This is a genomic window from Paenibacillus sp. GM2, from assembly GCF_900069005.2.
Classification (GTDB): domain Bacteria; phylum Bacillota; class Bacilli; order Paenibacillales; family Paenibacillaceae; genus Fontibacillus.
The window spans coordinates 1191796-1217668 of sequence record NZ_LN831279.1 but is presented as its reverse complement, the minus strand read 5'-3'; the positions used below and the strand labels follow the sequence as shown (position 1 = coordinate 1217668).

Sequence of the window (25873 nt, the reverse complement as noted above, 5' to 3'; positions counted from 1 at the left end):
ACTAGTAGTAGAGATTCCGCCAATACTAGAAGATCGGCTGCATAATAAAGTTTGTGATATCGATTTGAATCAATTTTCCTTCCGGCAATGACTTATTGATTAGGTTCAACAATTTGGAGCTCAAATTGTCTTTTCCCTTCGCTCCAGTCAATTCATCCGGCTTGGTATCGGCCAAAGTCTTGATGATGATCGGTTTAATTTTATAATCCTTGATCTTGTCGAAAGCTTCCTTCGTTGTAGCACTATCCATTTGGAATGCAAAGTCCATTCCAACAACGTAGCCTGCATCCGATAGGTTCGTCTTGATTCCCTCAATCGTGGACGTGACCTGTACAATCTCATCCGCAGATAGAGACTTCGGCACTGCCACATTTCCTACTGCGTTCTTCACTTCACTGCTCCGGTCAGGGCTCGTAATTTGATTCATTAGCAGAAAGGCGGCTAGTACAATTAGTGTAATGGCTAGTAAAATAGTAATTAGCCAAGGCGCCATTTTCTTCATGACAATTCCTCCGTTTGTTGCACTTTTATGGATGCTGCGTGGATGCCGATTTCACTATAGTAATTTTTAACCATCGTAATGACCTCAGCCGCCTTCTCCAGCACTATAATACGCTTACCAGTAACCAAGGTTACGTATGTATCGGGTGTTTCCTCGACAGTCTCGATCATCAAGGCATTAAGCCACATTTGCGAGCCGTTCAAGCGTGTGACATAAATCATTATTAACCTCCCGTCTTAACCGTAAGTCGCTCATTCTCCCTGTATAACCTGCAGGTGCATCCGGTAAGTCGGGGAAGGGAGCTCCCTCCCCCGTTATGCTAGGTTTAGCGTTTCAGGTTAACAACTTCTTGCAAGACTTCGTCGGAAGTCGTAATAATTCGGGAGTTTGCCTGGAATCCGCGCTGAGCGACAATCATCTCTGTGAATTCACCCGTCAAATCGACGTTGGACATTTCCAATTGTCCAGAGATAATTGAACCTGTGCCCAACTCAGCGTTATTGGCCGTTGTCGGCTCAAGCTCCCCATCAGCAATGGCGTTCAGCGTAACACGATACAGATTGCCACCAATCTTCTCGAGTCCCTCTGGGTTCGTAACCTTGGCAACGCCGATTTGAGCGCCTGCCTCCGTCTCTCCCGTATTCATCTTCTGTACAATCGTTCCGTCAGCAGCAATTGAGAAGGCCGTTACATCCTCGCCGATCGGCTCGAGCACCTCGCCACCGGCATCGCAGACAAGCAATCCATCGGAAGTAACCAATTGACGAGCTGCATCCAGATGGAAGTCCCCTGCTCTCGTCAGGAATGGAACTTCCTGATCAGGAGACAATTTTACGAGGAAAAATCCGTCCCCATCAATCCGCAGATCCAGCGGATTATTGGTTGTCATTGCGCTTCCTCCGGTATGCATTGTATCGATCGAACCGATAGATACACCAAGGCCGATTTGCTTGGCATTTACGCCACCGTTTTCCCCTTCGTTTGGTGCAGTGACCCCGGATACCGTCTGACTCATGATATCCTTGAACATTACGCGTCCAGCTTTGAAGCCAACTGTATTCACGTTGGCGATATTGTTGCCGATTACGTCAAGTTTCGTCTGAAACCCGCGCATCCCGGACACGCCAGAGTACATCGATCTTAACATTGATACATTCCTCCCGTTATTGATAGTTGTTAGAGCCGCTTCCGTCGATCTGCGGCATCTGCTTGGCTCTCCGAATCCGGGCCAGCCAATTTAAGAGATTACTACTGCACTATCTATCTGAGTAAACACATTATCCTGCATACTGTTCTTGTCCATCGCGGTGACAACGGTTCGGTTCTGAACATTAACGATCAATGCCATATCCTTCATTAATATTAATGAATCCTTGGCTCCCTTGGCCGCTGCACGATCGATGGCCGAATTGATCTTGCTGATCTGTTCAGGCTCCAGTTCTATTCCCCGCTGCTCCAGACGCTTGACCGCATGGTTGCTCAAACGGAATAACTCGTCCTGGAACAGTTCCTTAAAGGAATTCCCTTGAGATTGAGTGTTGCCCCCGATATGATTCTTCGGCTGCTGTAAAGCACCTGGATGAACGATGCCAGGATATAGATTACCTACGCGCATAGGTTCATTCATTCTGTCTCAGCCCCTTGTCCAGTGGAAGGATCCTCCGGAGCAGTCTCAACAGGTGGTGGATCTTCTGTAGAAGGATTCTCCGCTTCTTGCGGATTCTCCACTCTCTCAATCTTGGATACTTCAATCTCCTGATTGCCTACCTTGAGATACATTTCACCGCTACGAACAATAACTGCCTCAACGATGCCGCTAGCCTTTTCCGATTTAATCGATGGTTTACCAGTTGCTATATCGTACTCTCCGGTAGAAGTCGATGTATTCCAGCTAACGACCTTCCCGATCAGCCCGGAAGTGTTGCCGAGCGACTGGCTCATAACCGCAAGCTGATCAGATATATTGATCAATTGCTCTACTGAAGTGAATTGCGCCAATTGAGCGATTGTATCCTTATTATCCATCGGAGATAACGGGTCCTGATTCCCCATTTGCGTAATTAGCAATTTGAGAAAGGAGTCTTTGCCCAAGGAGTTATCGAGCTTGCTTGCTTTGGCCACATTCTCAGCCGAGTAATTCGGCCACATGACCTTTGACGTTACTACGTCTGCCATTTGCTTACCTCCTCTCTTATGCTCTCGCTACGAAGGAGCTGCCCATATTCAATTCTTTCGCTCGCACTTCGCTGATCCAGTCATTCCATTCTTCATTCAGGTCATAGACTGACAGCAATTCTTCCTCAGAGACGGTCACATCACGCCGCTTGCTTTGCTGCTGCCCGCTGCTTCCGCTGCCTGGCTGTCGTCCATCATGATACATATGCGAAGAAAGGGATGTATTCTGGGTTACCTCCAGCTTGCTTACCTGAAGCCCCTGGGCTTGCAATGCCGAACGAAGCTGTGACATCTGCGCTTCCAATGACTCCTTGGCAAAAGCGTGCTCCGTAATAAACTGTGCTACCAGTTGACCGTTCTGCATCTTAATTTGGACATCCACACTGCCGAGATGCTGAGGGTTCAAGGAAATTCTTGCTTCAGACATCCCTTGAGTCTTAATAATGTCCAGCTTATTAATCAGAAATTGGCCGACTTCTTTGCCGAAGTTCTCCACAGGAACTGGTGGTGCTTTGACCGTAAGTTGGGCCGTTCCCGCATCGCGAAGAGCAAGTTGGCCTGCAGTCATGACATGTCCCAGCTGGAAGTTGGACAGATCATCCGCCGTGTTAGATCCAGAACCCGACTGCTCGGCACCTTCGAGTATGCGTCCACTCGTTATTGTTGCCTCTGCCGCAGTTAAATCAACGGCGCGTGCCAGATGAGCTGAAGGGATGACCTCATTCGCCTTGGTAACTTTACTTTGACCTGAATCTACTCGTAGACTTGTATCCGCAGCCAGCTGAGAGAGTCCATTTTCCGCTTTATTCGAGACAGTAAATCGTCCGTGCTGAGCATCTGTGCCCTTCAAGTCGCCGGTTAATCCAGCTCCCGCCAGAATACTCTTCAGAGAACCCAGTAAATTCTCAAAGGATTGAGCACCGTTGCCACTTAGGCCTGCTAACTTGGATTGCAGATTTGCAGCCGCCAGCTGAAGCAATGTATCCTGGAGCGCAAATTTTATCGTCTCCACATGTTGTGCCAGTGCAGGCACCTTGGCTTCGGTCGCAGACAATGTCTCTGTATCTTGAACAAAATCGCTGGGCTGTAACATTTGCTGGGCCTGGATCATCCAGCTCTGCAGCGCAGACAATAACGCAGGATTGTCAGCCAAGGCTTCATCCAGTTGCTCAAGCTGCTGAAGCAGGTTATCCAACATGCTGTTCAGTGCTTCCGCCTCAGGATCAACCTCAACTTCCCCGCCAGTTGCCTCGGAAGTAATACCTAGTAGAGCATTTAATTGGGTCAATAGCTGCGTTGGCTGAGTTTTACCGTCCCCTGCCATCATAGACAGCATAGCTTGGCTGAACGATTGCGCCGGGTCTACGGCAGCCGTTCCCTTACTGTTTCCGGCGGAAATGATCGAGTTCGCTTGGGTTCCGGCAAGTAGATTGGTTACTGTTTGGCTCATATTTTTTTCACCTCCTTTCAAGTGTCCACTTTTGATCACGAAGCGATAGCTGAAAGTTTAATCGACTTCGAATCTTGAATTCAGCCGGGCCTTCCGGTGCTCACGTACCCACTACGTACGCTCCGCTCCTCATACCCTAGCTTCATCCAACCTTCTCGGTGCTGAAAAGCGGACTTAAATTGATCACGAAGCGATAGCTGAAAGTTTATTCGGCTTCGAATCTTGAATTCAGCCGAGTCTTCTTGAATCTTTATTTTGCTACGAGCTGATTCAAGATTTTGACCGATGCTTTCTCATCTTGCTCTGTCATCGCAGTCATAATCTTCGAGCGGGTCGAATCGTTGATTGCTCGTAAAATCTTAAGCGATTTTTCAGGGCTGATCTTGTAGGTCTGTAAAATAAGCTTGGCGGCCGAGTCCGTTGACATCGATGCGAACGTCGCGCTTAATTGAGCATCATCCAACCCTTTATTAGCAACGGTGCTGCCGGTTTCGGCTTCCTTCTTGAGTCTGGATTGCAAAGCAGCGATATTCAGATCTTCAGAAGGTTTTACATCCTTCAGTTTGATCGAGATGTCAGCCGCTTTTTGCGGGTCCATCTTCTCCAGTATCGCAACCTTGCTATCATTGCTCATGACGCTGAACATCTGCAGGGTTTCTTCCTCCGTCAGCTTGTCAAAAATCGCTGCTGCCTTACTTGGACTCATCTCCGCATAGATTTGCGACAGCTTCTTGACTTCCTTCAAGTAGTTCGCGTCTTGCTCTTCCTGGGCGGCTTTAGTCGAAACATCACGCTCTGAATTCAGAGCGTTTTGAAGCTTCTTCACCTGATCCGATTGCTCTTGAGCCTTTGAGTTTGCTTCTTGCAGCTGTGACTCTTGCTTGGCCAGTTGTTCCTTAAGCTGTTTGATTGTCGCCTCGGAGCTCTTCTCCTGCAGTTTTGTCTCCTCTTTCTTCTTTGCTTCAGGTGAGCCCTCGTCAGGAATCCAATTTTTTACGATCGGAATTTGTTTGCCGAGGTCAAACAAAGTATCCCGAAAATTCATATTGAATAGTGCCATAAGCACCGTAAGCATAACAATAAGGAATATAATCGGTGTCACGAAGAACAAAAATCGTGTGAACCCTCCGCCTGATTCCTCCAGTTGTTCGTCAAGCTCTACCTCATTTTTGGCCATTTCTATCCCCTCCTTCGTAACCCATGCCCGTTAATCCAATAGAGGCTGTTACTTGTAACACGCGTTATTAGCGGGCTTTCATGGCAAACCGGACCGTAGCCATCTCGTCCAGTTCGTGTTGTTCCCGAAGAAGCATCTCGTGCTGGAATTTCTGCTGCTCCTTTTCCTTCGCTTTAAGCCACACTTTCTCATCAAGCATTTTGCCGGTCAAATGTGTTTTTTTCTTATCAACATTGATTTCGGCACGTTTTACCTCACCGGTCTTCTGCGAAATGCACACTTCCAAGTAATCCGCATAGTACTGCAGCTCCTGCAGCTTAACGACCGAAGCCCTGTTTTCCATTTCCGACTGTATCTCAGCCAAAGTATTCGCGCGATCCAAGAAAAGCTGCTCCAAGGAACGCCGCTGTGCCTCCAGTTCGCCAACCGCAGCAGAAAGGATCCATTCAGCCTGAGTTCTCTCATTAGACTTCAAATCTACGACTTTTTGATAGACATAACGGAACCTCATCCTTGTATCTGTCACTCCCTAGTAAATTCGGAAATTAAACGCTCCTGCGCTTCTGACAATACGACCTTCTCATCCACCCTTTGCTTTGAAAAGGTCCAAATACTTTGAATATAGCTTAGCGCTTCATCAATCTCCGCATTGGAGCCTTGCTGGTAGGCGCCGATATTAATCAGATCCTCGGAATCCTTGTAGACGGCGAGCAGCCGCTTGTAATTCTCGGCGGCATCGTTCTGTTCCCTGGACACAATGTCCTTCATTACACGACTGATGCTTGCCAAGATGTCTATGGCCGGGAAATGTCCCCGATTAGCAATGTTGCGGTTCAAGACAATATGTCCGTCGAGAATCCCACGCACGGCATCCGCTATCGGTTCATTCATATCGTCCCCATCAACCAGCACGGTGTAAAAAGCCGTAATCGAACCAACCGGTCCGGTCCCTGCACGCTCCATAAGCTTGGGAAGTGCAGCGAACACCGACGGTGTATAACCACGCATCGCCGGAGGTTCGCCGACGGCCAACCCGACTTCACGAAGCGCCATCGCGTAACGTGTGACAGAGTCCATCATGAGCATTACATTCAGCCCACGGTCGCGGAAATACTCCGCGATCGTCGTCGCGATTAACGCCCCCTTCATCCGGATGAGTGCCGGCTGGTCGGACGTTGCTACGACAACAACCGAACGCTCCAACCCTTCCGGCCCGAGATCGCGTTCGATAAAGTCCCTCACCTCGCGGCCCCGTTCCCCGATCAGTGCAATTACGTTAACATCCGCTGAAGTATTGCGGGCAATCATGCCCATCAGCGTACTTTTCCCGACCCCTGAACCAGCGAAGATACCGACGCGCTGGCCTTTGCCGATGGTAAGCAATCCATCGATCGCTCTAACACCGATGCTAATGGGCTCCTCGACTCGAGGACGATTCATCGGATTGATCGGCTTGGCGAAAGTGGAATAATGACCTAGTCTGGAAGGCAATAGCGATTCATCAAGCGGCTGCCCCAGTCCATCCAACACCTTGCCTAGCAGTTCAGAACCGACCTGCACCGTGAGCGGCTTCCCTGTCCCAACTACGTCACAGCCGGGGCCGATAGCTTGCAATTCTCCTAGCGGCATCAACAGCACCTTATTGTCGCGGAATCCAACAACTTCAGCCATCAGCGGCTGGGAGGATTTATTCGGATATATGTAACAGACATCGCCGATGCTTGCGTCCGGACCCTCGGACTCAATCATCAGGCCGATGACTTGTGTGACTTTGCCATTAACACGCACAGGATCAAGTTGTCTCAGATGCTCGATATAACGCGAAGGATTAATGGTTGTCATTTTTTCGTCCCCTATTCCTCTGTCTGCAGCGAGATACGCAGCAATTCCTTCTTAATCTCCGCAAGCTGGGTATCGATTCTGGCATCGATGCTGCCGTAGGCGGATCGTATAACGCAACCCCGATCCTTCACAGTCGGGTCAGGCAGGATCTGGAGTTCAGCCTGTGAATCGATCGCTAGCGTCAGTTCTTCTCTCGCAGCTTGTACGAAGGAGAACTGGGCAGGGGCTACGCATAGCGTAATCTCCCCTTGTTCTCTTTTCCGAGCCAAGCTGCTCCTAATCAGATCCACCGTATATGATGGTTCAAGCGCCAACTGCTTGTCGATAATCTTCTCGGCAATCGCACAGCTTAACTCGACCAGAAAAGGCTCGGATTCTTGGATGATCCGCTCTTTCTCCACATAGGCTTGCTGCAGAACCGTACTCGCTTCATACATCATCTCATCAATCTTTGTCTTCAGTTCTTGCTCAGCCTGCAGTTTGCCTTCCTCATACCCCTGGCTGAAGCCCTCCGACTTAATAGCCTCGACAAGATGTTCATCCTGTTCTCGCTTCTCCTGCCACCAAGCTTCAATCTGTTCGCGAGCTTCAGCCAACAGTTTCTCTGCCTCTTCCGAAGCAGCCCTGACTTGCTGTTCAGCAAAATCCTTGGCATCGGCCAGCATTTGCCGTCTGGCTTCCTCCGCTGCTAAATCCGCTTCTGAAACAACATCTGCTTGGACGGTTGGGGCCGCCTCATCCTCAGGCACTTCGTCCTCTGGATTGGCGTAGGTTTTAGCTAAATCCAGCTGCTTAAGAACCTCTACCGGAACGTACTGCGACACCTTAATCAGATTAGACAATGATGTCATCTCCTCCGCCGCGGGCGATAATGATCTCACCGGCTTCTTCCAGTCTGCGGATAGTAGCTACGATACGAGTCTGAGCTTCTTCCACGTCACGCAGCCGTACTGGCCCCATATATTCCATTTCTTCCTTGAATGTATCGGACATCCGCTTGGACATGTTGCGAAATACCGCTTCGCGCACTTCTTCGCTTGCCACTTTGAGCGCCAACTGCAGATCGGCATTTTCGATATCGCGGATAATCCGCTGAATCGAACGATTGTCGATATTGACGATATCCTCGAATACGAACATGCGCTTCTTGATTTCCTCGGCAAGTTCCGGATCCTGTATCTCCAGGGAATCGAGAATCGTCCTCTCTGTACCGCGGTCGACGCCATTCAAGATCTGAACGATCGACTCTATGCCGCCAGCGCTCGTATAATCCTGAGTCACCGTTGCCGACAGCTTCTGCTCCAGCACACGCTCTACCTGAGATATTACCTCTGGCGATGTACTATCCATCATTGCAATCCGGCGAGCGACTTCAGCTTGCTTCTCCTGTGGAAGGGAAGACAATATAGAAGCTGCTTGCTCAAACTGCAAGTATGACAATACCAAAGCAATAGTCTGTGCATTTTCATTTTGAATAAAGTTAAGAATTTGATTCGGATCTGCTTTACGAGCGAAATCAAATGGCCTTACTTGCAAAGTAGCCGTTAACCTATTGAGAATATCCTGCGCCCTGCTCTCGCCAAGCGCCTTCTCCAGAATCTCCTTAGCATAAGTGATACCGCCTTGTGAAATGTATTCCTGAGCCAGACAGATCTGGTGAAACTCAGTCATAATCATTTCTTTCTCGGCGCTGTCAACCTTGCGTACATTTGCGATTTCAAGCGTAAGTTGTTCAATCTCTTCCTCACGCAGATGCTTGAAAATTTCCGCGGACACTTCTGGTCCGAGAGTAATTAACAGAATTGCCGCTTTTTGCCTTCCGGTAAGCACCGTAGGATTTCCTTTTGACAATGCGTTCACCTCTATTCGTCAGCCAGCCATGTGCGAAGCAAGTTGACAAATTCATCCGGCTTCTTCTTGGCCAGTGTCTCAAGTTGTTTGCGCACTTGGTTCTCGTTCGTGACTGATTCCAAATTAATGGAAGGAAACTCCGGTGTAAGCGGCATTGGAATTTCTTCTTCCTCGATCTCTTGATTTCTGCCCCGGCGGACAACCAGGAAAATAATCCCGGCAATCGCCAGCAGTGCAGCGGCTCCGACTCCCCATACAAGCGGGCTTGACAGGCTCAGGCCAGAAGTGCTTTGCTCAGTTCCATGAAATGGTTGCGAATAGACAGCAACTTTTCGTTGTAGTTCAGCGTCTGTATATGTAGTACCGGAATCTGCAAGATATGAACCTACGATATTAGCCAGAATAGTCTGGATCGCGGATTCAGTAGCAGGGTCTAAAGCCTGTTGTCCGTTCGGGGGTTCAACCACCGCGTTAATGGTTAAATCCTTCACCACATAAGGACTGGCAACAATATCCTTTGTAATATGATTCACTTCATAATTTATCGTCGATGACGACTCTTCTGAAGAAGAACCGTTACCTGTCCCACCAGATGGATACCCCGGGACATCCTGCTCACCGGTTCCAGCTATACCACCTACGCCATCAGCTTGGCCTGTATAGCTCTTTTGAATTTTTTGGGCGCTGATTTCGATGCCCTTCATATTCTCTGTATCTACTGGAGTTACTAGATTATCCTTCTGAGTAACCTGATCGAAGTTAAGGGTAGAGGCTACCAGCACTTCGACCTTTTCCGGTCCGGTTAGCTTGGACAGGAACTGCTTGACACTCTGGCGCACATCGCTCTCGAATTTCTTCTGCAGAGCCATATTTTCCTGAACAGCCGTTGTAAGCGAAGCGATCTTGCCTCCGCTCCCCCCTTCTCCCGAAGCAAGCAGCACGTTATCATCGCTGGAGGACAAGGAGATGTTCTCGATCGGCAGATTAGGCACCGACGTCTTGATCAGATTGAAATAACCATCGATTGCTTCCTGTGTCGGGCGATAACCCGGCTTGAAACTAACAACTACGGAAGCGGAAGCTTTTTCCTGCTCGGAAGGACTGGCGAATACGTTTTCCGCTGGCAGATTGATCAGCACTTTCGCATTATTAACGCCCTTCATGCTCTTCAGCAGTTGCTCTACCTCGCCATTCAGTGCTTTTTTGTACTTCACACTGAATTCATTATCCGTCATCCCGATCAACGAAGAGTTCTCGTTGAAGGATTCCAGCCCGATCGACCCGTTCTGAACGATCCCTTGTGAGCCGATATCGACCTTCACTCTAGCTACATTCTTACTGGGCACCGAAATGCTCGAACCATCCGCGCTCAATTTGTACGGAACACCGCTTGATTCCAAATAAGTAATAATACCCGCTGCATCCGAGGAATCCAAATTCGTAAAAGCGACATCATATTCCGTTTTAGAAAATTGAACCGTAAGCAGAATAATCGCCAGCAATATTATTGAAACTGTAGAAATTAACAACGTTTTTTGTTTCTTGCTGAAACGGTTCCAGTAACCCGTTAATGTGTCCCGGTACTGGGCAATTCTCTCATTCACGACGTCACCTCATCCAAAGCTTGCTAGTTTTCGTTAAATTTGCGTACGCATGATTTCTTGATATGCCTCAATCACTTTATTCCGCACTTGCGTAGTTAATTGCAAACTTAACAAGGCCTGCTCCGAGGCGATCATTACCTGATCGGCATTTACTTCACCGACCAGGAACTTGTCGTTCAATATCTGAACATTCTGTTCTTGCGCGGCTACATTATCGAGAGCATCCGACAAGAACGAGCCAAAGCTCTTCATGGCTTCCGCAGGGGTCTTCCCCTTAGCTTCCGCTGTACTGTACTGCTCGACTCCTTCCAAAGGCTTTACAGTATTAAAATTCATGCTTTGTATCAACGACCAACACTCCTTAAGTCAAAATAAAAGATGCTATTTGCCGATTTGCAATGCCTTGGTAATCATCGCTTTACTCGCATTCAGTGCTGTTACATTGGCCTCATAAGATCTGGTTGCCGAGATCATATCTACCATTTCTTTGAGAATATCCACGTTCGGCATATATACATATCCTTCGTTATCCGCATCGGGATGAGTCGGATTATAGACCGGCTTGAAAGGTGCGCTGTCCTCCCTAATCTCCGTAACCTTAACCCCCTGAGCTTTATCTGTGCCGTCTAACGCTGTATTCAGGGCTTGTCCAAAGGTTTGCTGCTTAGGCTCCAGCACAACCATTTTTCTTCGATAGGGCACCGCCTTGCCATCAACCACCCCAGCTCTTGTCGTCTCTGCGTTCGCAATATTCGATGATATAACGTCCATTCTAAGACGCTGCGCCGTTAGAGCGGAAGAACTAATACTAAAGCTATCGCTGATCTTCAACCCCGTTATCTCCCTTCAACCGCATTTCGCTTCATTTTAATCTGGTAATTAATTTGCTCTATGTAGGTGTTATATCTCAATTGATTCTCGGCAAGCTGTGACATTTCGCTATCAATATCGACATTATTCATGTTGTTGTTCATGGCTGTCGTCCTGTCTGTAGTTACCACAGGCTCAGGCATACCTGAGGGAGGACCTATGACAAAGTGCCTATTATTGGTACGAATGCCCTGCAAAGCTGGCATATCTCCTTCACTTGCTTGCTGTAGCAAACTCTCAAATGATACATTTGAACGTTTGAAATAAGGGGTATCTTCGTTAGCTATATTGTTAGCCAGCACACTTTGGCGCATATTAGCGGCCTGTACTGCTGACTCAATCCGAGCAAACCCTATTCCGTTCAACAGTTGCATTATTTCGCCCCCTTTGTTATTTCGCATATTTTCCTTAAATGTACGTATTCAACATTCAGATGGCTTTCCCTCTTTTTTCGACATTTTTTTTGATAATTATTTATCAATTCATGTAGGTTTGTAGAAAAAAACATCTTCATGTCATATAACATAAGTTTCTAGGAGAATCGATTTTATTACAATAAGAAAAAAGCACTATCTTTGAAATAATTGGCTTTGAATTTGACAATATTTTAAAATTTTACTAGTTTTTCGAGAAATATCGACAGTAACTAGTCTTATAGAATCCCTCTATTACTCCTTTAGAGAATAAAAAAAGGCCGTTTCCCCCTAATAATACTGGGTCTAACGGCCTTTTTATACGGGTCAAGTCTTATATGTCAATGGAAAATTAAAGAATATATTGGCTTAAATCTCGATCTTTCACAATATCTCCTAATTTGCTGCTAACATATTCCGGTGTAATCGTCATTCGGTCAAGTGTCAATTCCGGCGCTTCGAAAGACAGATCTTCAAGCAGCTTCTCCAGAATCGTGTGAAGTCTTCTCGCCCCGATGTTCTCCGTATTAGAATTCACATTAGCTGCAATCGCAGCGATCTCCCGGATAGCCTCATCTGAGAAATCAATCTCGATATTCTCCGTACGCAGCAAATCTGCGTACTGCTTCGTAAGGGCATTCTTCGGTTCGGTCAAAATGGATACGAAATCGTCCAGCGTCAGACTATCCAGTTCAACCCGGATTGGGAATCGTCCCTGCAGTTCCGGAATCAAATCCGATGGCTTGGCGATATGGAAAGCCCCGGCGGCGATAAAGAGAACATAATCGGTCTTCACAGGGCCATATTTGGTCATAATCGTGGAACCCTCAACGATAGGCAGAATATCGCGTTGCACCCCTTCCCGAGATACATCCGGCCCCGAGCCTTGCCCCCGGCTTGCTACCTTGTCGATCTCATCAATAAAAATAATGCCTGACTGTTCGGCCCTGCGGATAGCCTCCTGGGTCAGATCATCATGATCAATCAACTTAGCCGCTTCTTCCTGAGTAAGCACTTTTCTGGCTTCCTTGATCGTCAGCTTTCTTCGTTTGGTCCGATGCGGCAGCAGGTTGCCAAACATCTCCTGCATATTCATGCCCATCTGATCGTTGCCTTGGCCAGCGAACATATCGAACATGTTAGGCGTATTGTCCTCTACATCGATCTCAACGATATCGTCCTCCATTTGACCCGCTAACAGCTTGAAGCGTACTTGACGACGCTTCTCATTCAATTCACTGCTATCCTCTTCTTGAGGTTCTGATCCTGAGGAAGAGTTCTGATTGGCATTTCCAAACAACATCTCGAATGGGTTGCGTACCCCCTTCGACTTATGAGTGGACGGAACAAGAATCTGGACAAGTCTTTCATTCGCCAGTTCCTCAGCCTTATCCTTCACCTGCTCTGTGCGCTCAGCTTTGACCGTACGAATAGCAACCTCCACCAGGTCGCGGACCATGGATTCAACATCCCGACCGACATAGCCTACCTCTGTAAACTTCGTCGCCTCAACCTTGACGAATGGAGCACCTACCAGCTTGGCGAGGCGGCGAGCGATCTCGGTCTTGCCGACTCCAGTAGGTCCGATCATAAGAATGTTTTTAGGTACGATCTCGTCCTGTACCTCATCGCTGAGCAAGCTGCGGCGATAGCGATTGCGAAGCGCAACTGCAACGGATTTCTTGGCTTGCTTCTGTCCGACAATATATTTATCCAACTCGATTACGATTTGCCGTGGTGTTAAATTCTGATTATTCATCCAAGATCCCTCCCGCATCAAAGTTCTTCAACGATAATATTATTGTTCGTAAATACGCAAATTTCCGATGCGACCAGCAGCGATTCGCGTACAATATCCTTTGCCTCCATATGCGCGGCATTGCGTTTTAGAGCACGGGCAGCAGATAGGGCATAATTCCCCCCGGAGCCGATCGCTAAAATATCATCGTCCGGCTCGATCACTTCTCCGCCGCCGGAGATCATAAGCATCCCGGTTTTGTCCATAACGATCAGAAGAGCCTCCAGCTTGCGCAGCACGCGATCCTGACGCCATTCCTTGGCCAGCTCAACCGCAGCTCTCTGCAAATTCCCCTGGTGCTCTTCCAGTTTACCCTCGAACTTCTCAAACAAGGTTATTGCATCCGCAACTGAACCGGCAAAACCCGCCAGCACCTGTCCTCTATATAATCTACGGACCTTCTTGGCGGTCTGCTTCATAATGACACTCTCGCCAAGCGTGACTTGGCCATCACCGGCAATTGCTCCCTTTCCGTTGTGACGAACGGCACAAATTGTTGTAGCATGAAAAGTAGGAACCATGAACAACCGCATCCTTCCATCTGATAATTATAGCACCCGTCTACCTCCTCCAATCCAGGCCGACGAAAAGCCCGGAGCCTATGGAGGACATAGACGGGTGCCGCTATGTCCGCTATGCAATACGATATAGGATCTCTCTAGGGCTGGTTCGAAAAAAATCCATCCTAAAGTAAATCTTATGTCGTATCTCTATGATATATCACGACAAGGCCAGAGTCTAATTATGCCATTCCTTCAGCCGCAATAAAGGAGCGGAGACTGTCCAGCGCACGCTGTGCCAACGCTTCATTCTTCTCGGCCTTCTTCCGATACCTTGTATCCAGCTTAGGGAACAGCCCGAAATTCGCATTCATCGGCTGGAAATGTTCAAAGTCCGCCGTTGTAATATACCGGGCCATACTGCCTAGCGCTGTATCTTCAGGCAGGACGATGCCTTCCTGGCCGAGAGCGACTCTCGCTGCGTTGATGCCGGCAAGGAGACCCGAAGCTGCGGATTCTACATATCCCTCCACACCGGTCATTTGCCCGGCAAAAAAGAGCGTTCTGCGTTCCTTCAGTTGATAGGTTGGAAGCATCAAACGAGGTGAGTTGATAAATGTGTTGCGATGCATGACGCCGTAACGGACAAACTCCGCATTTTCCAAACCAGGTATCATCGAGAAGACGCGCTTTTGCTCGCCCCATTTAAGGTGAGTCTGGAAGCCAACCATGTTATAGAGCGTTCCGGCAGCGTTATCCTGTCTAAGCTGTACGACAGCATGGGGGAGCGTACCCGTATGCGGGTTCACGAGCCCTACTGGCTTCATCGGACCAAATAACGCGGTCTGCTTGCCGCGGCGCATCATGATTTCAATCGGCATACAGCCTTCAAAATACACTTCCTTCTCGAACTCCTTAAGCTGAGCAACTTCGGCGGTGATAAGCGCTTCATAGAATGCATCAAATTCCTGTTCTGTCATCGGACAGTTCAAATAGGCGGCCTCTCCCTTATCATAACGGGAAGCAAGGTATACCTTGTTCATATCGATCGATTCTTTCTCAATGATCGGCGCAGCCGCATCGTAGAAATAGAAGTAATCCTCTCCCGTCAACGCCTTGATCTGCTCGGAGAGAGCCGGCGAAGTTAGAGGGCCTGTAGCGATGACTACGACCCCCTCTTGCGGAATCTCTGTGATTTCTTCGTTCACAACCTCAATCAGCGGATGCTCGCGTAAAGTGTTCGTAATCTCCCCGGAGAAGCCGTCGCGGTCCACAGCCAGCGCCCCGCCGGCAGGAACTGCATTATGATCAGCCGATCCGAGCACGAGCGAATTCAGCATCCTCATTTCTTCCTTCAATACCCCTACAGCGTTCGTAAGCCCATTCGCTCGCAGCGAGTTGCTGCATACGAGTTCGGCAAATTTATCGGTATGATGCGCCGGTGTCTTAACCACCGGACGCATCTCATACAAAGTAACAGGCACCCCACGGCTGGCGATTTGCCACGCCGCTTCGCTTCCGGCCAACCCGGCGCCGATGACGGTTACTCTACTAGAATCTGTCAACTTAAATCCCCCCAGAATTCGCTGCTGTAAATGTCTTATTAGAATTGTATGGTCTTATTCGCCCGCAGCGTCTTCGTTCTCCTCAATCGCCTGTACAAAATCACAAGCGGTGCATTGCAGCTTCCCGCCCTGCTTATTGCGCTTCTCGATGAGGAGCGATCCACATTTAGGGCAAGGGATTGGCGATGGCCTATCCCAGGATACAAAATCGCACTCCGGATAACGGTCGCAGCCGTAGAACACTCTGCCCTTTTTACTGCGGCGCTCAACAATATGCCCTTCCTTACATTTCGGACAGGCTACTCCGATGTCCTTGATGATCGGTTTCGTATTGCGGCAATCCGGGAATCCAGAGCAGGCGAGAAACTTGCCGAATCTGCCCAATTTGTAGACCATCGGTCTTCCGCACTTATCGCAGATTTCATCGGAGACCTCATCTTCGATCTCGATCTCCTTCATCTCTTTCTCCGCAACTTCCAGCCGCTTCTCAAACGGCCCATAGAACTCGCTCAGGACGCGAACCCAGTCTTCAGTGCCTTCCTCGACATGGTCAAGATCTTCCTCCATATGGGCGGTAAATTCAACGTTGAGAATTTCCGGGAAGAACTGTTCCATTTGCTCGAGAACCAGCTCGCCCAATTCGGTCGGGATGAACTTCTTATCTTCAATCGCCACATACCCACGCTTCTGAATCGTCTCCAAGGTCGGCGCATACGTACTCGGGCGTCCAATGCCAAGCTCTTCAAGCGTCTTAACCAGACGTGCTTCGCTATATCGCGGAGGCGGCTGAGTGAAGTGCTGCTTCGGATCAATCGTTTCCTTCTTCAGCACATCGCCAGTCTTCAGCGGAGGCAGGAACTTATTGTCTTCCGTTGTTCCGTCATCGTTACCTTCCACATAGACCTTCATGAAACCCGGGAAGCGGATCTTCGAGCCAACGGCCCGGAAAGTCACTTCACCCGCAGGGATATCAACGGACATCGTATCCAGCACCGCAGAAGACATTTGACTAGCCATAAATCGTTCCCAAATCAGTTTATATAAGCGGAACTGATCACGGCTCATAAATGACTTCACAGATTCCGGGTCGCGTAGTGCCGAGGTAGGACGAATCGCTTCATGGGCATCCTGCGCTCCGGCCGCCTTCTTCGAATATTGCCGCGGAGCTTCCGGAGCGTAGTTCTCTCCGTACTTATCCACGATATATTCCTTGGCTTCCTCCTGTGCCGAAGCAGCAATCCGCGTCGAATCTGTACGCATATAAGTAATTAGACCAACTGTGCCCTCTTTGCCTAAATCAACGCCTTCATATAATTGCTGGGCAACAGACATCGTCTTAGCCGCACGGAAATTCAACTTGCGGGCCGCTTCCTGCTGTAGGGAACTCGTCGTAAACGGCGCAGCCGGATGACGAAGACGCTCCTTCTCCTTCACTTCACCAACCTTGAACTCGGCGCCTTCCAGCGCTTTGAGAATCTCTTCGACCTGCTGCTCATTCGCAAGCTCAAGCTTCTCTCCGCGGTATTTATAGAACTTCGCCTCAAATTCAATGTCCCCGATTTTCAGGACAGCTGTAATTGTCCAATATTCCTCCGGGACAAAGGCCGAGATTTCATTTTCGCGGTCCAAAATAATCTTTACAGCTACCGATTGTACACGGCCAGCGGATAACCCCTTCTTAACCTTCTTCCACAATAACGGACTAATCTTATAACCAACCAGACGGTCGAGAATTCGTCTCGCCTGCTGGGCATTGACCAGATCCATATTGATCTTGCGCGGCGTTTTAAAGGCATCCTTAACCGCCTGCTTCGTAATCTCATTGAATACAACGCGGCAGGCCTTCGAGGCATCTACATCAAGCACGTGGGCAAGATGCCAGGCAATCGCTTCCCCTTCGCGATCGGGGTCAGCCGCCAGATAAATATTTTTTACTTTTTTGCTCGCATCTTTTAATTCCTTCAGTACTGAACCTTTTCCACGGATGGTTATATATTTGGGATTGAAGTCATTTTCCACGTCAACCCCGGTTTGGCTTTTCGGCAAATCGCGAACATGCCCCATAGAAGCCTTCACGATGTATTTGCTGCCCAAATATTTTCCGATCGTCTTCGCCTTTGCAGGCGACTCCACGATAACGAGAGAATCAGCCACAGATCCATCCTCCTCTCAACAATTGTATATAGTCATATGTTCAAGCCACTCTTCGATAGGAATGGACTATATAATCTTATAAACAGAACCCGGCAGCTGGACCGCCGCTTTTTTCATGATTAAAGATAACAGAACTGAATGTAAAAGTCCAAAATCCCATGACGTTTGCAGCAGTAAATCGTCAAAATGATTTATCCCCTGCTGCAACATATCGTAAATGCGCTGCTCCTCATCTGTCAACTCACAAACTTCTGATACCCTCTTCGTAGTCACACGCGAGTAAGATAAAAAAGCCTGATATTCCTCCAAAATATCGTCCACATCCGTGACCATTTTCGCCCCTTGTTTGAGCAATTCCAACGTCCCCCGGCTTTTCGGGGAGGTGATTGGGCCGGGCACTGCAAATACATCCCGATCCTCCTCGAGTGCAGCATCTGCTGTAATCAGCGATCCGCTGCGGGCGTCCGCCTCGACAACGACTGTGCCCCGGGAAATCCCGGCAATGATCCGGTTGCGCTGCGGGAACATGCCCGGATGTCCCTTCATGCCCATCGGGTATTCCGAAATGATCAATCCGGACTCGGCGATTCTACGGTATAAGGAGTTATGTTCAGGCGGGTAAGCGATATCGACCGCGGTTCCCAATACGGCGATGGTTCTTCCGCCGCAGTTAAGCGCGGCTTCATGACATACCCCGTCAATGCCACGCGCCATGCCGCTGACAACGGTGATCCCTCTATCACATAATCCTTCCGTTAACCCTGCGGCTACTTTTCGTCCGTAAGCCGTGGGAAGCCGCGTGCCAACAATCGCTACAGATAAAGCGGATAACAGCCTCATATTTCCAATTGTGTATAAAACCCAGGGAGGCCGAACCGTTTCCTTCATTAATAGTGGGTATTTCTCATCGTAAATAGTTACCGGTCTAATCCGTTTACGCTTCATGCGCTCTAGTCTTTCTTCTACCCAATCCAAGGTGAATTGCTGGCTCATCCACAACGCCAATTCCGCTTCAAGTCCTCTTTCCAACCAATCAGCTGCGTTAAACTGATAAGCGTGCTGCCAATCGCTATCTCTCTTAACGATTTCCTCTATCCGCCTCCACCCGAGACCATTCACTTCATGCAATGCGATCAATACTTCATTTCTATCCACCATTCGTTCCTCCCATTCATCCTCAATAAGTTTCGTGAACGACAAAAAAGCAACCCCCTGCCATTTGGCCCAGAAGGTTGCTTACCTTAAACTAACTAAAATATACCAATATAAACTTGCTTAAAGTATTATAGCAAATCAAATAAAGGAACGCCAGAAGGCCCGCCGAATAAGCTCTCAGTTTAACTACGTGATCAAAAGCGAGCTTTTTGAATTACCTCCCAAATCAAAGATTCAAAAAGGTCGGTTTTCAGCACCGAGAAGGTTGAATGAAGCCAGGGACTGAGGAGCGCAGCGTACATTGTGGGTACGTGAGCACCGGAAGGCCCGGCTGAATTCAAGATTCGATGTCGAATAAGCTCTCAGTTTAACTACGTGATCAAAAGCGTCCTTTTTGAATTACCTCCCAAATCAAAGATTCAAAAAGGTCGGTTTTCAGCACCGAGAAGGTTGAATGAAGCCAGGGACTGAGGAGCGCAGCGTACGTTGTGGGTACGTGAGCACCGGAAGGCCCGGCTGAATTCAAGATTCGATGTCGAATAAGCTCTCAGTTTAACTACGTGATCAAAAGCGTCCTTTTTGAATTACCTCCCAAATCAAAGATTCAAAAAGGTCGGTTTTCAGCACCGAGAAGGTTGAATGAAGCCAGGGACTGAGGAGCGCAGCGTACGTTGTGGGTACGTGAGCACCGGAAGGCCCGGCTGAATTTAAGATTCGATGTCGAATAAGCTCTCAGTTTAACTACGTGATCAAAAGCGTCCTTTTTGAATTACCTCTCTTAATGTGTCGTGCACATGCCTAATAATCCGCGCTCTTCAAGCACCCCAACCAAGGTTGCCCCCATCTCGGATGGAGTCGGAGCGACCTTAATGCCGCATTGCTCCAGCTTCGCGATCTTTTCTTTGGCCGTACCTTTGCCGCCTGAAATAATTGCACCCGCATGGCCCATTCTCTTGCCTGGAGGCGCAGTAACCCCACCGATGAAGCCGACGACAGGCTTCGTCATATTCTCAGCGATCCATTCCGCCGCTTCCTCTTCAGCCGTTCCGCCAATCTCGCCGATCATAATTACCGCATGGGTATTATCATCTTCATTAAACCGGCGCAAAATATCGATAAATTCCGAGCCTTTAACCGGATCGCCACCGATACCAACAGCACTGGATTGCCCGATGCCGCGTGTTGTTAACTGATGAACCGCTTCATAGGTAAGCGTACCGCTGCGCGATACAACGCCCACATGGCCTGGCAGATGAATATAACCCGGCATAATCCCGATCTTGCATTCTCCCGGCGTAATTACTCCCGGACAGTTTGGCCCGATCAGTACCGTCTTCTTGCCTTCCATGTAACGTTTCACCTTGACCATATCGAGCACCGGAATGCCTTCCGTGATACAAATGACGAGCTCCAGCTCCGCTTCCACCGCTTCAAGGATCGAATCCGCGGCAAAGGCCGGCGGTACGTAGATAACACTCGCCGTTGCACCGGTCGCTTCCTTCGCCTCTCTTACTGTATTAAACACCGGCAAGCTCGCCGTTTGTCCGTTCTCCAGCTCAATCTCGACCGTAGTGCCTCCCTTGCCCGGGGATGTGCCGCCCACCATTTGCGTCCCGTAGTCCAAGGCGCCCTTGGCATGGAACAACGCAGTCTTGCCCGTGATCCCCTGGGTGATAACCTTTGTATTCTTATCGATTAAAATACTCATACTTCAAGCCTCCCCTTTATGGATAAGGTGATTACATTACGATACGAGCGCAACGATCTTCTGAGCGCCGTCTGCCATCGAATCCGCCGATACGATCGTTAAGTCGGATTCGGCCAGAATACGCTTGCCCAGCTCTACATTCGTTCCTTCCAGACGTACCACCAACGGACGATCCAGTCCGACCTGATGTGCCGCTTCTACGATCCCCGCTGCAATAACGTCGCATTTCATAATTCCACCAAAAATATTAACAAAAATGCCCTTTACATTATCGTCCGACAGAATAATCTTAAAGGCTTCGGTTACTTTTTCAGCCGTCGCTCCGCCCCCAACATCAAGGAAGTTGGCTGGATCGCCGCCGTAATATTTAATGATGTCCATCGTCGCCATAGCAAGACCTGCTCCATTAACCATGCAGCCGATATTTCCGTCGAGAGCAATATAGCTAAGATCGTACTTGGAGGCTTCGATCTCCTTCTCGTTCTCTTCTTCCAAATCGCGCAAAGCAAGGATATCCTTATGACGGAACAGGGCATTGGCATCAAAATTCAATTTAGCGTCCAAAGCCATTACATTGCCGTCACCGGTAACTACCAGCGGATTGATCTCCGCGATCGAGCAGTCCTTGTCGACAAATGCCGTATAAAGAGCCATCATGAATTGAACCGCCTTATTCACCAGTTCATTAGGTATGTGAATCGCGTAAGCCAGTCTGCGCGCCTGATAGGTCTGTAGGCCCAGCGCAGGATCAACTACCTCTTTGAAGATTTTCTCCGGAGTTGCTGCGGCGACCTCTTCGATCTCCGTACCGCCTTCTTCCGACGCCATCATTACGACGCTGCCGGTTCCACGGTCGACAACAACGCCTATGTAATACTCTTTCTTAATGTCGCAACCTTCTTCGATCAACAAGCGTTTGACCTCTTTGCCTTCCGGGCCAGTCTGATGCGTTACCAGTACCTTGCCGAGAATTTCCTGTGCATAAGTCCGCACTTCTTCCAGATTCTTCGCGACTTTAACGCCACCAGCTTTGCCGCGTCCGCCAGCATGGATCTGCGCCTTCACAACGACAACCGGGCTGTCCAGTGCAGCCGCTGCCTCTACAGCTTCCTCCACCGTAAACGCAACTTGTCCCTTCGGAACGGCGACTCCATACTGCTTCAGCACTTCTTTTCCTTGATATTCATGGATATTCATACTTTAGAATCCTCCTATCAACAGGCGGTATTAGAAGTTGTTCCATAACCCGAAGTAACGAACCTCACAGGTATGGTCAAATCGTTGAAACCCCAACCATTGTATCATGTTTTTGAAACGCTTTCCTTAAAAAGTTCATGATTTATACACAACTTTTTTATATCAATTTGATCTCATTTTGAGATAAATCAACCCACTATTTAAAGTGACGCACCTTCTTTCATCTCACCGCCGAAAATCGCCATTTTATTTTAGAATATTTATATATTCGACTTTTTCACTTCCAAGCAGTATTAGCGAATCACAGTCAAGCTTATGAAATACATCGCGAAATGAGATGAATTCCTATTCTATCATGATAATCAACCCGATAAAATGATGTGATGTTTTTTATTGTTATTCATCAAAGCTTGACAATCTCAAAAGAAACTTCTACGATACGATCAAAGCATAGTCAGGAAAATATGGAAGCACCTTTTTTCCCTCGATTTGGCTCCGTTGCCAGGCAACTGGTGTCAAATGAAGGTTCGTTAAAGTCGAGTAAATCACTCAGCTTACGACTGAACCTCCTAATTATGGAAATGAGGTGTTTTTCGTTATGTCCATGTACGGAAAGCTTTACAGCGCTTGTCTTTACGGGATTGATGGGGTATTGATTGAGGTGGAAGTCGATCTGTCCGGTGGGATTCCTCAAGTAAATCTGGTCGGATTGCCGGATTCCGCCGTGCGCGAAGCTGTGGAAAGAGTACGCTCAGCCATAAAAAACTGCGGCTACACCTTTCCACTGCAACGAGTCACTATAAATCTTGCGCCAGCCGATCTGCGCAAAGCAGGCAGCGCCTTCGATCTCGCCATCGCACTCGGACTCTTGGCAGCAAGCGAGCAAATTCGGCTGCCGGAGGGCGAACGCCTGCTTATCCTCGGAGAGCTCTCGCTCGATGGCACGCTTCGCCCGATTCCCGGAGTGTTGGCTATGGTTGATCTGGCGATGAAACGAGGCTTTACCTCGGTACTAGTACCAATAGAGAATGCCCCGGAAGCAATGCTGCTGGATGGAGTTCATGTCTATGGGCTAAGACATTTAAAGCAGCTTGCTCCAGAGGAGATATCCCATAAAAAGGGCACAGCAACAGCACCCCCCTTGTATTTGACCACACTCTCTCATTTACAGATCCATCAAGATCACCCGATAGCGACCGAGGAGCCCGTCCTGTTCCCGCCATCTGCCGAGGATTATAGCGATGTGCTTGGACAGCAACATGTCAAGCGGGCGCTGATGATCGCAGCGGCAGGCATGCATAATATCGTCCTGATCGGTCCTCCAGGTACCGGCAAGACAATGCTCATTCGCAGACTGCCCACAATTCTCCCTCCGCTATCCCAAGAAGAAGCTCTGGAAGTTACAAAGATTTACAGCTCGGCTGGCAAATTAAAAGGGAGTGGGAGCGGCTTAATGCGCGTACGTCCTTTTCGTTCACCTCACCACACCATTTCAGGGGCTGGGCTGATTGGCGGCGGCAGCATACCGAAGCCGGGAGAGGTCAGTCTTGCTCATCACGGCGTCTTATTCCTGGATGAGCTGCCCGAATTTTCACGGGGTGTACTGGAGGTGCTGCGCCAACCGTTGGAGGAGCGCGTCGTCTCGATCAGCAGATCACGGGCTTCCTTTACTTTTCCAGCACGATTTTTGTTAGCGGCTTCTTTGAATCCGTGCCCCTGCGGATTTTTAGGATCTGAACCACCGCTTCCTCCATGTACCTGCAGCCCGGCCAGGATCGCTCAGTATCGTGAGAAGATATCCGGCCCACTGCTTGACCGGATAGATATGCATGTTGAAGTGCCGCGTCCAGCCAATTGGCAAAGCGATGTACAGCCTTTATCTTCAATTAAGATGCGTGCTGCCGTTGAGAGAGCCGAAGCGATTCAACTTAATCGTTACCGTAATGACACATTCACCCGCAACAGTGAATTATCCGGCCGGATGCTTCGCAAGTTCGCTCCCCTTGACACAGAAGCGGGCCGTTTACTAGAGGCTTCATTCGAAACGCTTGGGCTCAGCATGCGTGCCTATGATCGGATTATTAAGCTGGCCCGTACGATCGCCGATCTCGAGGGCGTGGATCGAATTACTTCCGCCCATATCGCCGAGGCGATCCAATATCGACAGTTAGATCGGCGCAAAGTTGAGATTCTGTAAATCAAAAAGGCCTCCATTTCCACGGTCCATTGTGGTTCTGGAAAGCCTTTCATTGATTAGGGAGCGAGATCGTTGGTAGCGGAAAATTCTAGGTTAAGAGGCAACAGACATATATTATCCGTCGCTTATCAATTATCTTGGATAAACCTCGTTCGCAATTTCTAATGACCCCGGCGTCTTTCTATATTAAAAGGCAGCTTTTAAATGCTCTAACTGTGGCTCGCCATCTCCAGGGTACAAAACTGTAATCACATCAAAGCGGACTGTAGCTGTCTGTTTATCGGCTTGCAGTAAGTAGACGGCAGCGGTATCACGCACCTTGCGAATTTTACGCGGAGTGATGGACTCGGAGGGAAAACCGTAGGCTAGCGCGTAGCCACTGCGGCTGCGTACCTCGACAATAACAATCTGCTCCTCCTTGGTCACAATTAAATCCAATTCTCCCGTCCGGCAGCGCCAATTTCTGGCCAAGATCCTATATCCCTGATTTTGCAAATATAGAGCGGCCATATTTTCCGCCTGCCTGCCACGAATTTGGCGTTCATCTGTACCCGTTCTTTCGTTTCTCAGATTACCCATATGTAACGACCCCTTCATAACTTCTATAGCAAAGTATACATGGACTATGGGATATAAAGGCTATAACTACACTTAAATCCAATATAAGTTATGAATGGATATCTGGCAAATGGTTTATGCAAACCATCGTTAACGATAACAGTCATCAACAGAACCCGGATCAACAGACAGATCTACTATGAAAAATTCAAGCGCCGTGAATTTGCTTCACGGCGCCCTGGATTATTCATAATACCATTCTTCCTCAGCTTGCTTGTCGGAACGGTAAATGAAAGTGAGTATTTCCGCTACCAGATTATAAAGCTCTGGCGGGATTTGTTGGTCCAAATCAAGTTTGGATAACACTTCCACTAGCGCTGGGTCCTCCTGAACCGGAATCCCATGCTCCTTGGCCGTCTCCAGGATACGCTCCGCCAGCAGCCCCCTGCCTTTGGCGGCTACGATCGGTGCATCGCCTTTGGACGGTTCATATTTCAAAGCGACAGCCTTCTTCATAGAAAGCGGAAGCTCCTGGGATTTCTCCTCACTCATACACGGTAGTCCACCCCTCTATATGAGCTGGGCGCGTAAGCTTGTGACATTGTTAAATCATTGGCTCCGTCCTCTTCAACAGCTTTGAACAACGGTTCTGCGTGCAAAGCTAACAAGCGGTATCCCGCCGAATCCAATGCAGCTTCCACCTCATCCTGGCGGGACTCAAGAAAGGCTCCGGCAAGTTCATTCTCACTATAGATCTTGAGCAGCACCTTCTTGTTTGCCACCTGTACATCGACCATAATTTGGCCAAGCGCCTTCATTTGCAAATCGAACCATAGTCGGCAATTGTCAGCATCAAGCAGCCCTTTGCGGCCACGCCTTGATTCGATATGCACGGACGCCGTCTGTTCGCCATCCGGCCCGATAAAGGGCAGAAATAGCGTGACTTGTGCGAACGGAGCCGTACGGTCGGTCGTAAGCAATAGCTGCTGCCCGGTCAATTGGCTGGCTAGCTGCCGGGCGGTGTCCAGCAGCGGTGCTGGAGCGTCGTCCCGCGACAGCACCTGCATCAGCAGCCCCTTCAGCGTATCGCTGACGATGAGGGGGCTGCTCTTGGACGCAGCCAGGGCTTCCGGCTGCGCCGGCCCCGCGACAGCCCC

General features: G+C 48.9%; 25 protein-coding genes and 1 pseudogene. 1 reads left to right on the top strand and 25 read right to left on the bottom strand.

Annotated elements, in window-relative coordinates; all coding sequences use genetic code 11:
• Positions 1–25 precede the first annotated feature (25 nt).
• From BN1360_RS15265 to sucC, 22 genes are all read right to left on the bottom strand, one after another.
• The gene (locus tag BN1360_RS15265) at positions 26–502 is read right to left on the bottom strand and encodes a flagellar basal body-associated FliL family protein (protein ID WP_068780717.1); all 477 of its coding nucleotides are present in this window, start codon (positions 500–502) and stop codon (positions 26–28) included.
• Positions 499–723: a flagellar FlbD family protein gene (locus BN1360_RS15260; protein ID WP_068780716.1), complete on the bottom strand. Its 225-nt coding sequence runs from the start codon at positions 721–723 to the stop codon at positions 499–501. Before BN1360_RS15260 ends, BN1360_RS15265 begins: the two co-directional genes overlap by 4 nt.
• Before the next feature lie 104 nt (positions 724–827).
• On the bottom strand, positions 828–1649 hold the full coding sequence (gene flgG, locus BN1360_RS15255; protein WP_068780715.1) for a flagellar basal body rod protein FlgG: 822 nt from the start codon (positions 1647–1649) through the stop codon (positions 828–830).
• 90 nt (positions 1650–1739) lie between these two features.
• Positions 1740–2129 (bottom strand): TIGR02530 family flagellar biosynthesis protein, encoded by a 390-nt coding sequence (locus BN1360_RS15250; protein WP_068780714.1) that lies wholly within the window; start codon positions 2127–2129, stop codon positions 1740–1742.
• The gene (locus BN1360_RS15245) at positions 2126–2677 is read right to left on the bottom strand and encodes a flagellar hook assembly protein FlgD (protein WP_069188356.1); all 552 of its coding nucleotides are present in this window, start codon (positions 2675–2677) and stop codon (positions 2126–2128) included. The genes BN1360_RS15250 and BN1360_RS15245 overlap by 4 nt, the downstream gene beginning before the upstream one ends.
• Positions 2678–2693: 16 nt before the next feature.
• Positions 2694–4127, bottom strand: a complete 1434-nt coding sequence (locus tag BN1360_RS15240; protein WP_068780713.1) for a flagellar hook-length control protein FliK — start codon at positions 4125–4127, stop codon at positions 2694–2696.
• Positions 4128–4377: 250 nt separating this feature from the next.
• Positions 4378–5304, bottom strand: a complete 927-nt coding sequence (locus tag BN1360_RS15235) for a MotE family protein (RefSeq protein ID WP_068780712.1) — start codon at positions 5302–5304, stop codon at positions 4378–4380.
• Positions 5305–5371: 67 nt separating this feature from the next.
• Entirely contained in the window at positions 5372–5815 is a 444-nt protein-coding gene (gene fliJ, locus BN1360_RS15230; RefSeq protein ID WP_068780711.1) for a flagellar export protein FliJ, read from the bottom strand.
• Between the two features lie 11 nt (positions 5816–5826).
• Complete coding sequence (gene fliI, locus BN1360_RS15225; RefSeq protein WP_068780710.1) at positions 5827–7146, bottom strand: flagellar protein export ATPase FliI; 1320 nt, start codon at positions 7144–7146, stop codon at positions 5827–5829.
• An 11-nt stretch (positions 7147–7157) separates the two neighbouring features.
• Positions 7158–7988: a FliH/SctL family protein gene (locus BN1360_RS15220; RefSeq protein ID WP_068780709.1), complete on the bottom strand. Its 831-nt coding sequence runs from the start codon at positions 7986–7988 to the stop codon at positions 7158–7160.
• Positions 7981–8997 carry a flagellar motor switch protein FliG gene (gene fliG, locus BN1360_RS15215; RefSeq protein WP_068780708.1) on the bottom strand — a complete coding sequence of 339 codons (1017 nt, stop codon included), beginning with the start codon at positions 8995–8997 and terminating at the stop codon, positions 7981–7983. Before fliG ends, BN1360_RS15220 begins: the two co-directional genes overlap by 8 nt.
• A gap of 11 nt (positions 8998–9008) precedes the next feature.
• Complete coding sequence (fliF, locus tag BN1360_RS15210) at positions 9009–10601, bottom strand: flagellar basal-body MS-ring/collar protein FliF (RefSeq protein WP_068780707.1); 1593 nt, start codon at positions 10599–10601, stop codon at positions 9009–9011.
• Positions 10602–10634: 33 nt separating this feature from the next.
• Positions 10635–10949, bottom strand: coding sequence for a flagellar hook-basal body complex protein FliE (fliE, locus tag BN1360_RS15205; RefSeq protein ID WP_068780706.1), 315 nt, complete (start codon positions 10947–10949; stop codon positions 10635–10637).
• 33 nt (positions 10950–10982) lie between these two features.
• On the bottom strand, positions 10983–11432 hold the full coding sequence (gene flgC / locus BN1360_RS15200; protein WP_068780705.1) for a flagellar basal body rod protein FlgC: 450 nt from the start codon (positions 11430–11432) through the stop codon (positions 10983–10985).
• A gap of 5 nt (positions 11433–11437) precedes the next feature.
• Positions 11438–11845 (bottom strand): flagellar basal body rod protein FlgB, encoded by a 408-nt coding sequence (flgB, locus tag BN1360_RS15195; protein ID WP_068780704.1) that lies wholly within the window; start codon positions 11843–11845, stop codon positions 11438–11440.
• Between the two features lie 391 nt (positions 11846–12236).
• Complete coding sequence (gene hslU, locus BN1360_RS15190) at positions 12237–13643, bottom strand: ATP-dependent protease ATPase subunit HslU (protein WP_068780703.1); 1407 nt, start codon at positions 13641–13643, stop codon at positions 12237–12239.
• Between the two features lie 17 nt (positions 13644–13660).
• A complete protein-coding gene (gene hslV, locus BN1360_RS15185) occupies positions 13661–14203 on the bottom strand; it encodes an ATP-dependent protease subunit HslV (protein ID WP_068780948.1) in 543 nt (180 codons plus the stop codon).
• A gap of 221 nt (positions 14204–14424) precedes the next feature.
• Positions 14425–15762: an FADH(2)-oxidizing methylenetetrahydrofolate--tRNA-(uracil(54)-C(5))-methyltransferase TrmFO gene (gene trmFO, locus BN1360_RS15180; RefSeq protein WP_148466584.1), complete on the bottom strand. Its 1338-nt coding sequence runs from the start codon at positions 15760–15762 to the stop codon at positions 14425–14427.
• Between the two features lie 39 nt (positions 15763–15801).
• Entirely contained in the window at positions 15802–17901 is a 2100-nt protein-coding gene (topA, locus tag BN1360_RS15175; protein ID WP_068780701.1) for a type I DNA topoisomerase, read from the bottom strand.
• 66 nt (positions 17902–17967) lie between these two features.
• Positions 17968–19059 carry a DNA-processing protein DprA gene (gene dprA, locus BN1360_RS15170; protein ID WP_420707932.1) on the bottom strand — a complete coding sequence of 364 codons (1092 nt, stop codon included), beginning with the start codon at positions 19057–19059 and terminating at the stop codon, positions 17968–17970.
• A gap of 775 nt (positions 19060–19834) precedes the next feature.
• A complete protein-coding gene (gene sucD, locus BN1360_RS15165; RefSeq protein ID WP_068780700.1) occupies positions 19835–20764 on the bottom strand; it encodes a succinate--CoA ligase subunit alpha in 930 nt (309 codons plus the stop codon).
• Positions 20765–20800: 36 nt separating this feature from the next.
• Positions 20801–21961, bottom strand: coding sequence for an ADP-forming succinate--CoA ligase subunit beta (sucC, locus tag BN1360_RS15160; protein WP_068780699.1), 1161 nt, complete (start codon positions 21959–21961; stop codon positions 20801–20803).
• Between the two features lie 604 nt (positions 21962–22565).
• Here sucC and BN1360_RS15155 point away from each other — a divergent pair.
• Positions 22566–24158: a YifB family Mg chelatase-like AAA ATPase gene (locus BN1360_RS15155; RefSeq protein WP_068780946.1), complete on the top strand. Its 1593-nt coding sequence runs from the start codon at positions 22566–22568 to the stop codon at positions 24156–24158.
• Between the two features lie 186 nt (positions 24159–24344).
• Here the strand turns inward: BN1360_RS15155 and BN1360_RS15150 are convergent, their stop codons facing one another.
• The 3 genes and pseudogenes from BN1360_RS15150 to BN1360_RS15140 form a co-directional block, all read right to left on the bottom strand.
• Entirely contained in the window at positions 24345–24737 is a 393-nt protein-coding gene (locus BN1360_RS15150; protein ID WP_068780698.1) for a YraN family protein, read from the bottom strand.
• Between the two features lie 222 nt (positions 24738–24959).
• Entirely contained in the window at positions 24960–25268 is a 309-nt protein-coding gene (locus BN1360_RS15145) for an EscU/YscU/HrcU family type III secretion system export apparatus switch protein (protein ID WP_068780697.1), read from the bottom strand.
• Positions 25265–25873 (bottom strand): annotated as a pseudogene (locus tag BN1360_RS15140) (flagellar hook-length control protein FliK); the annotation flags it as partial. The pseudogene BN1360_RS15140 and the gene BN1360_RS15145, both read right to left, overlap by 4 nt.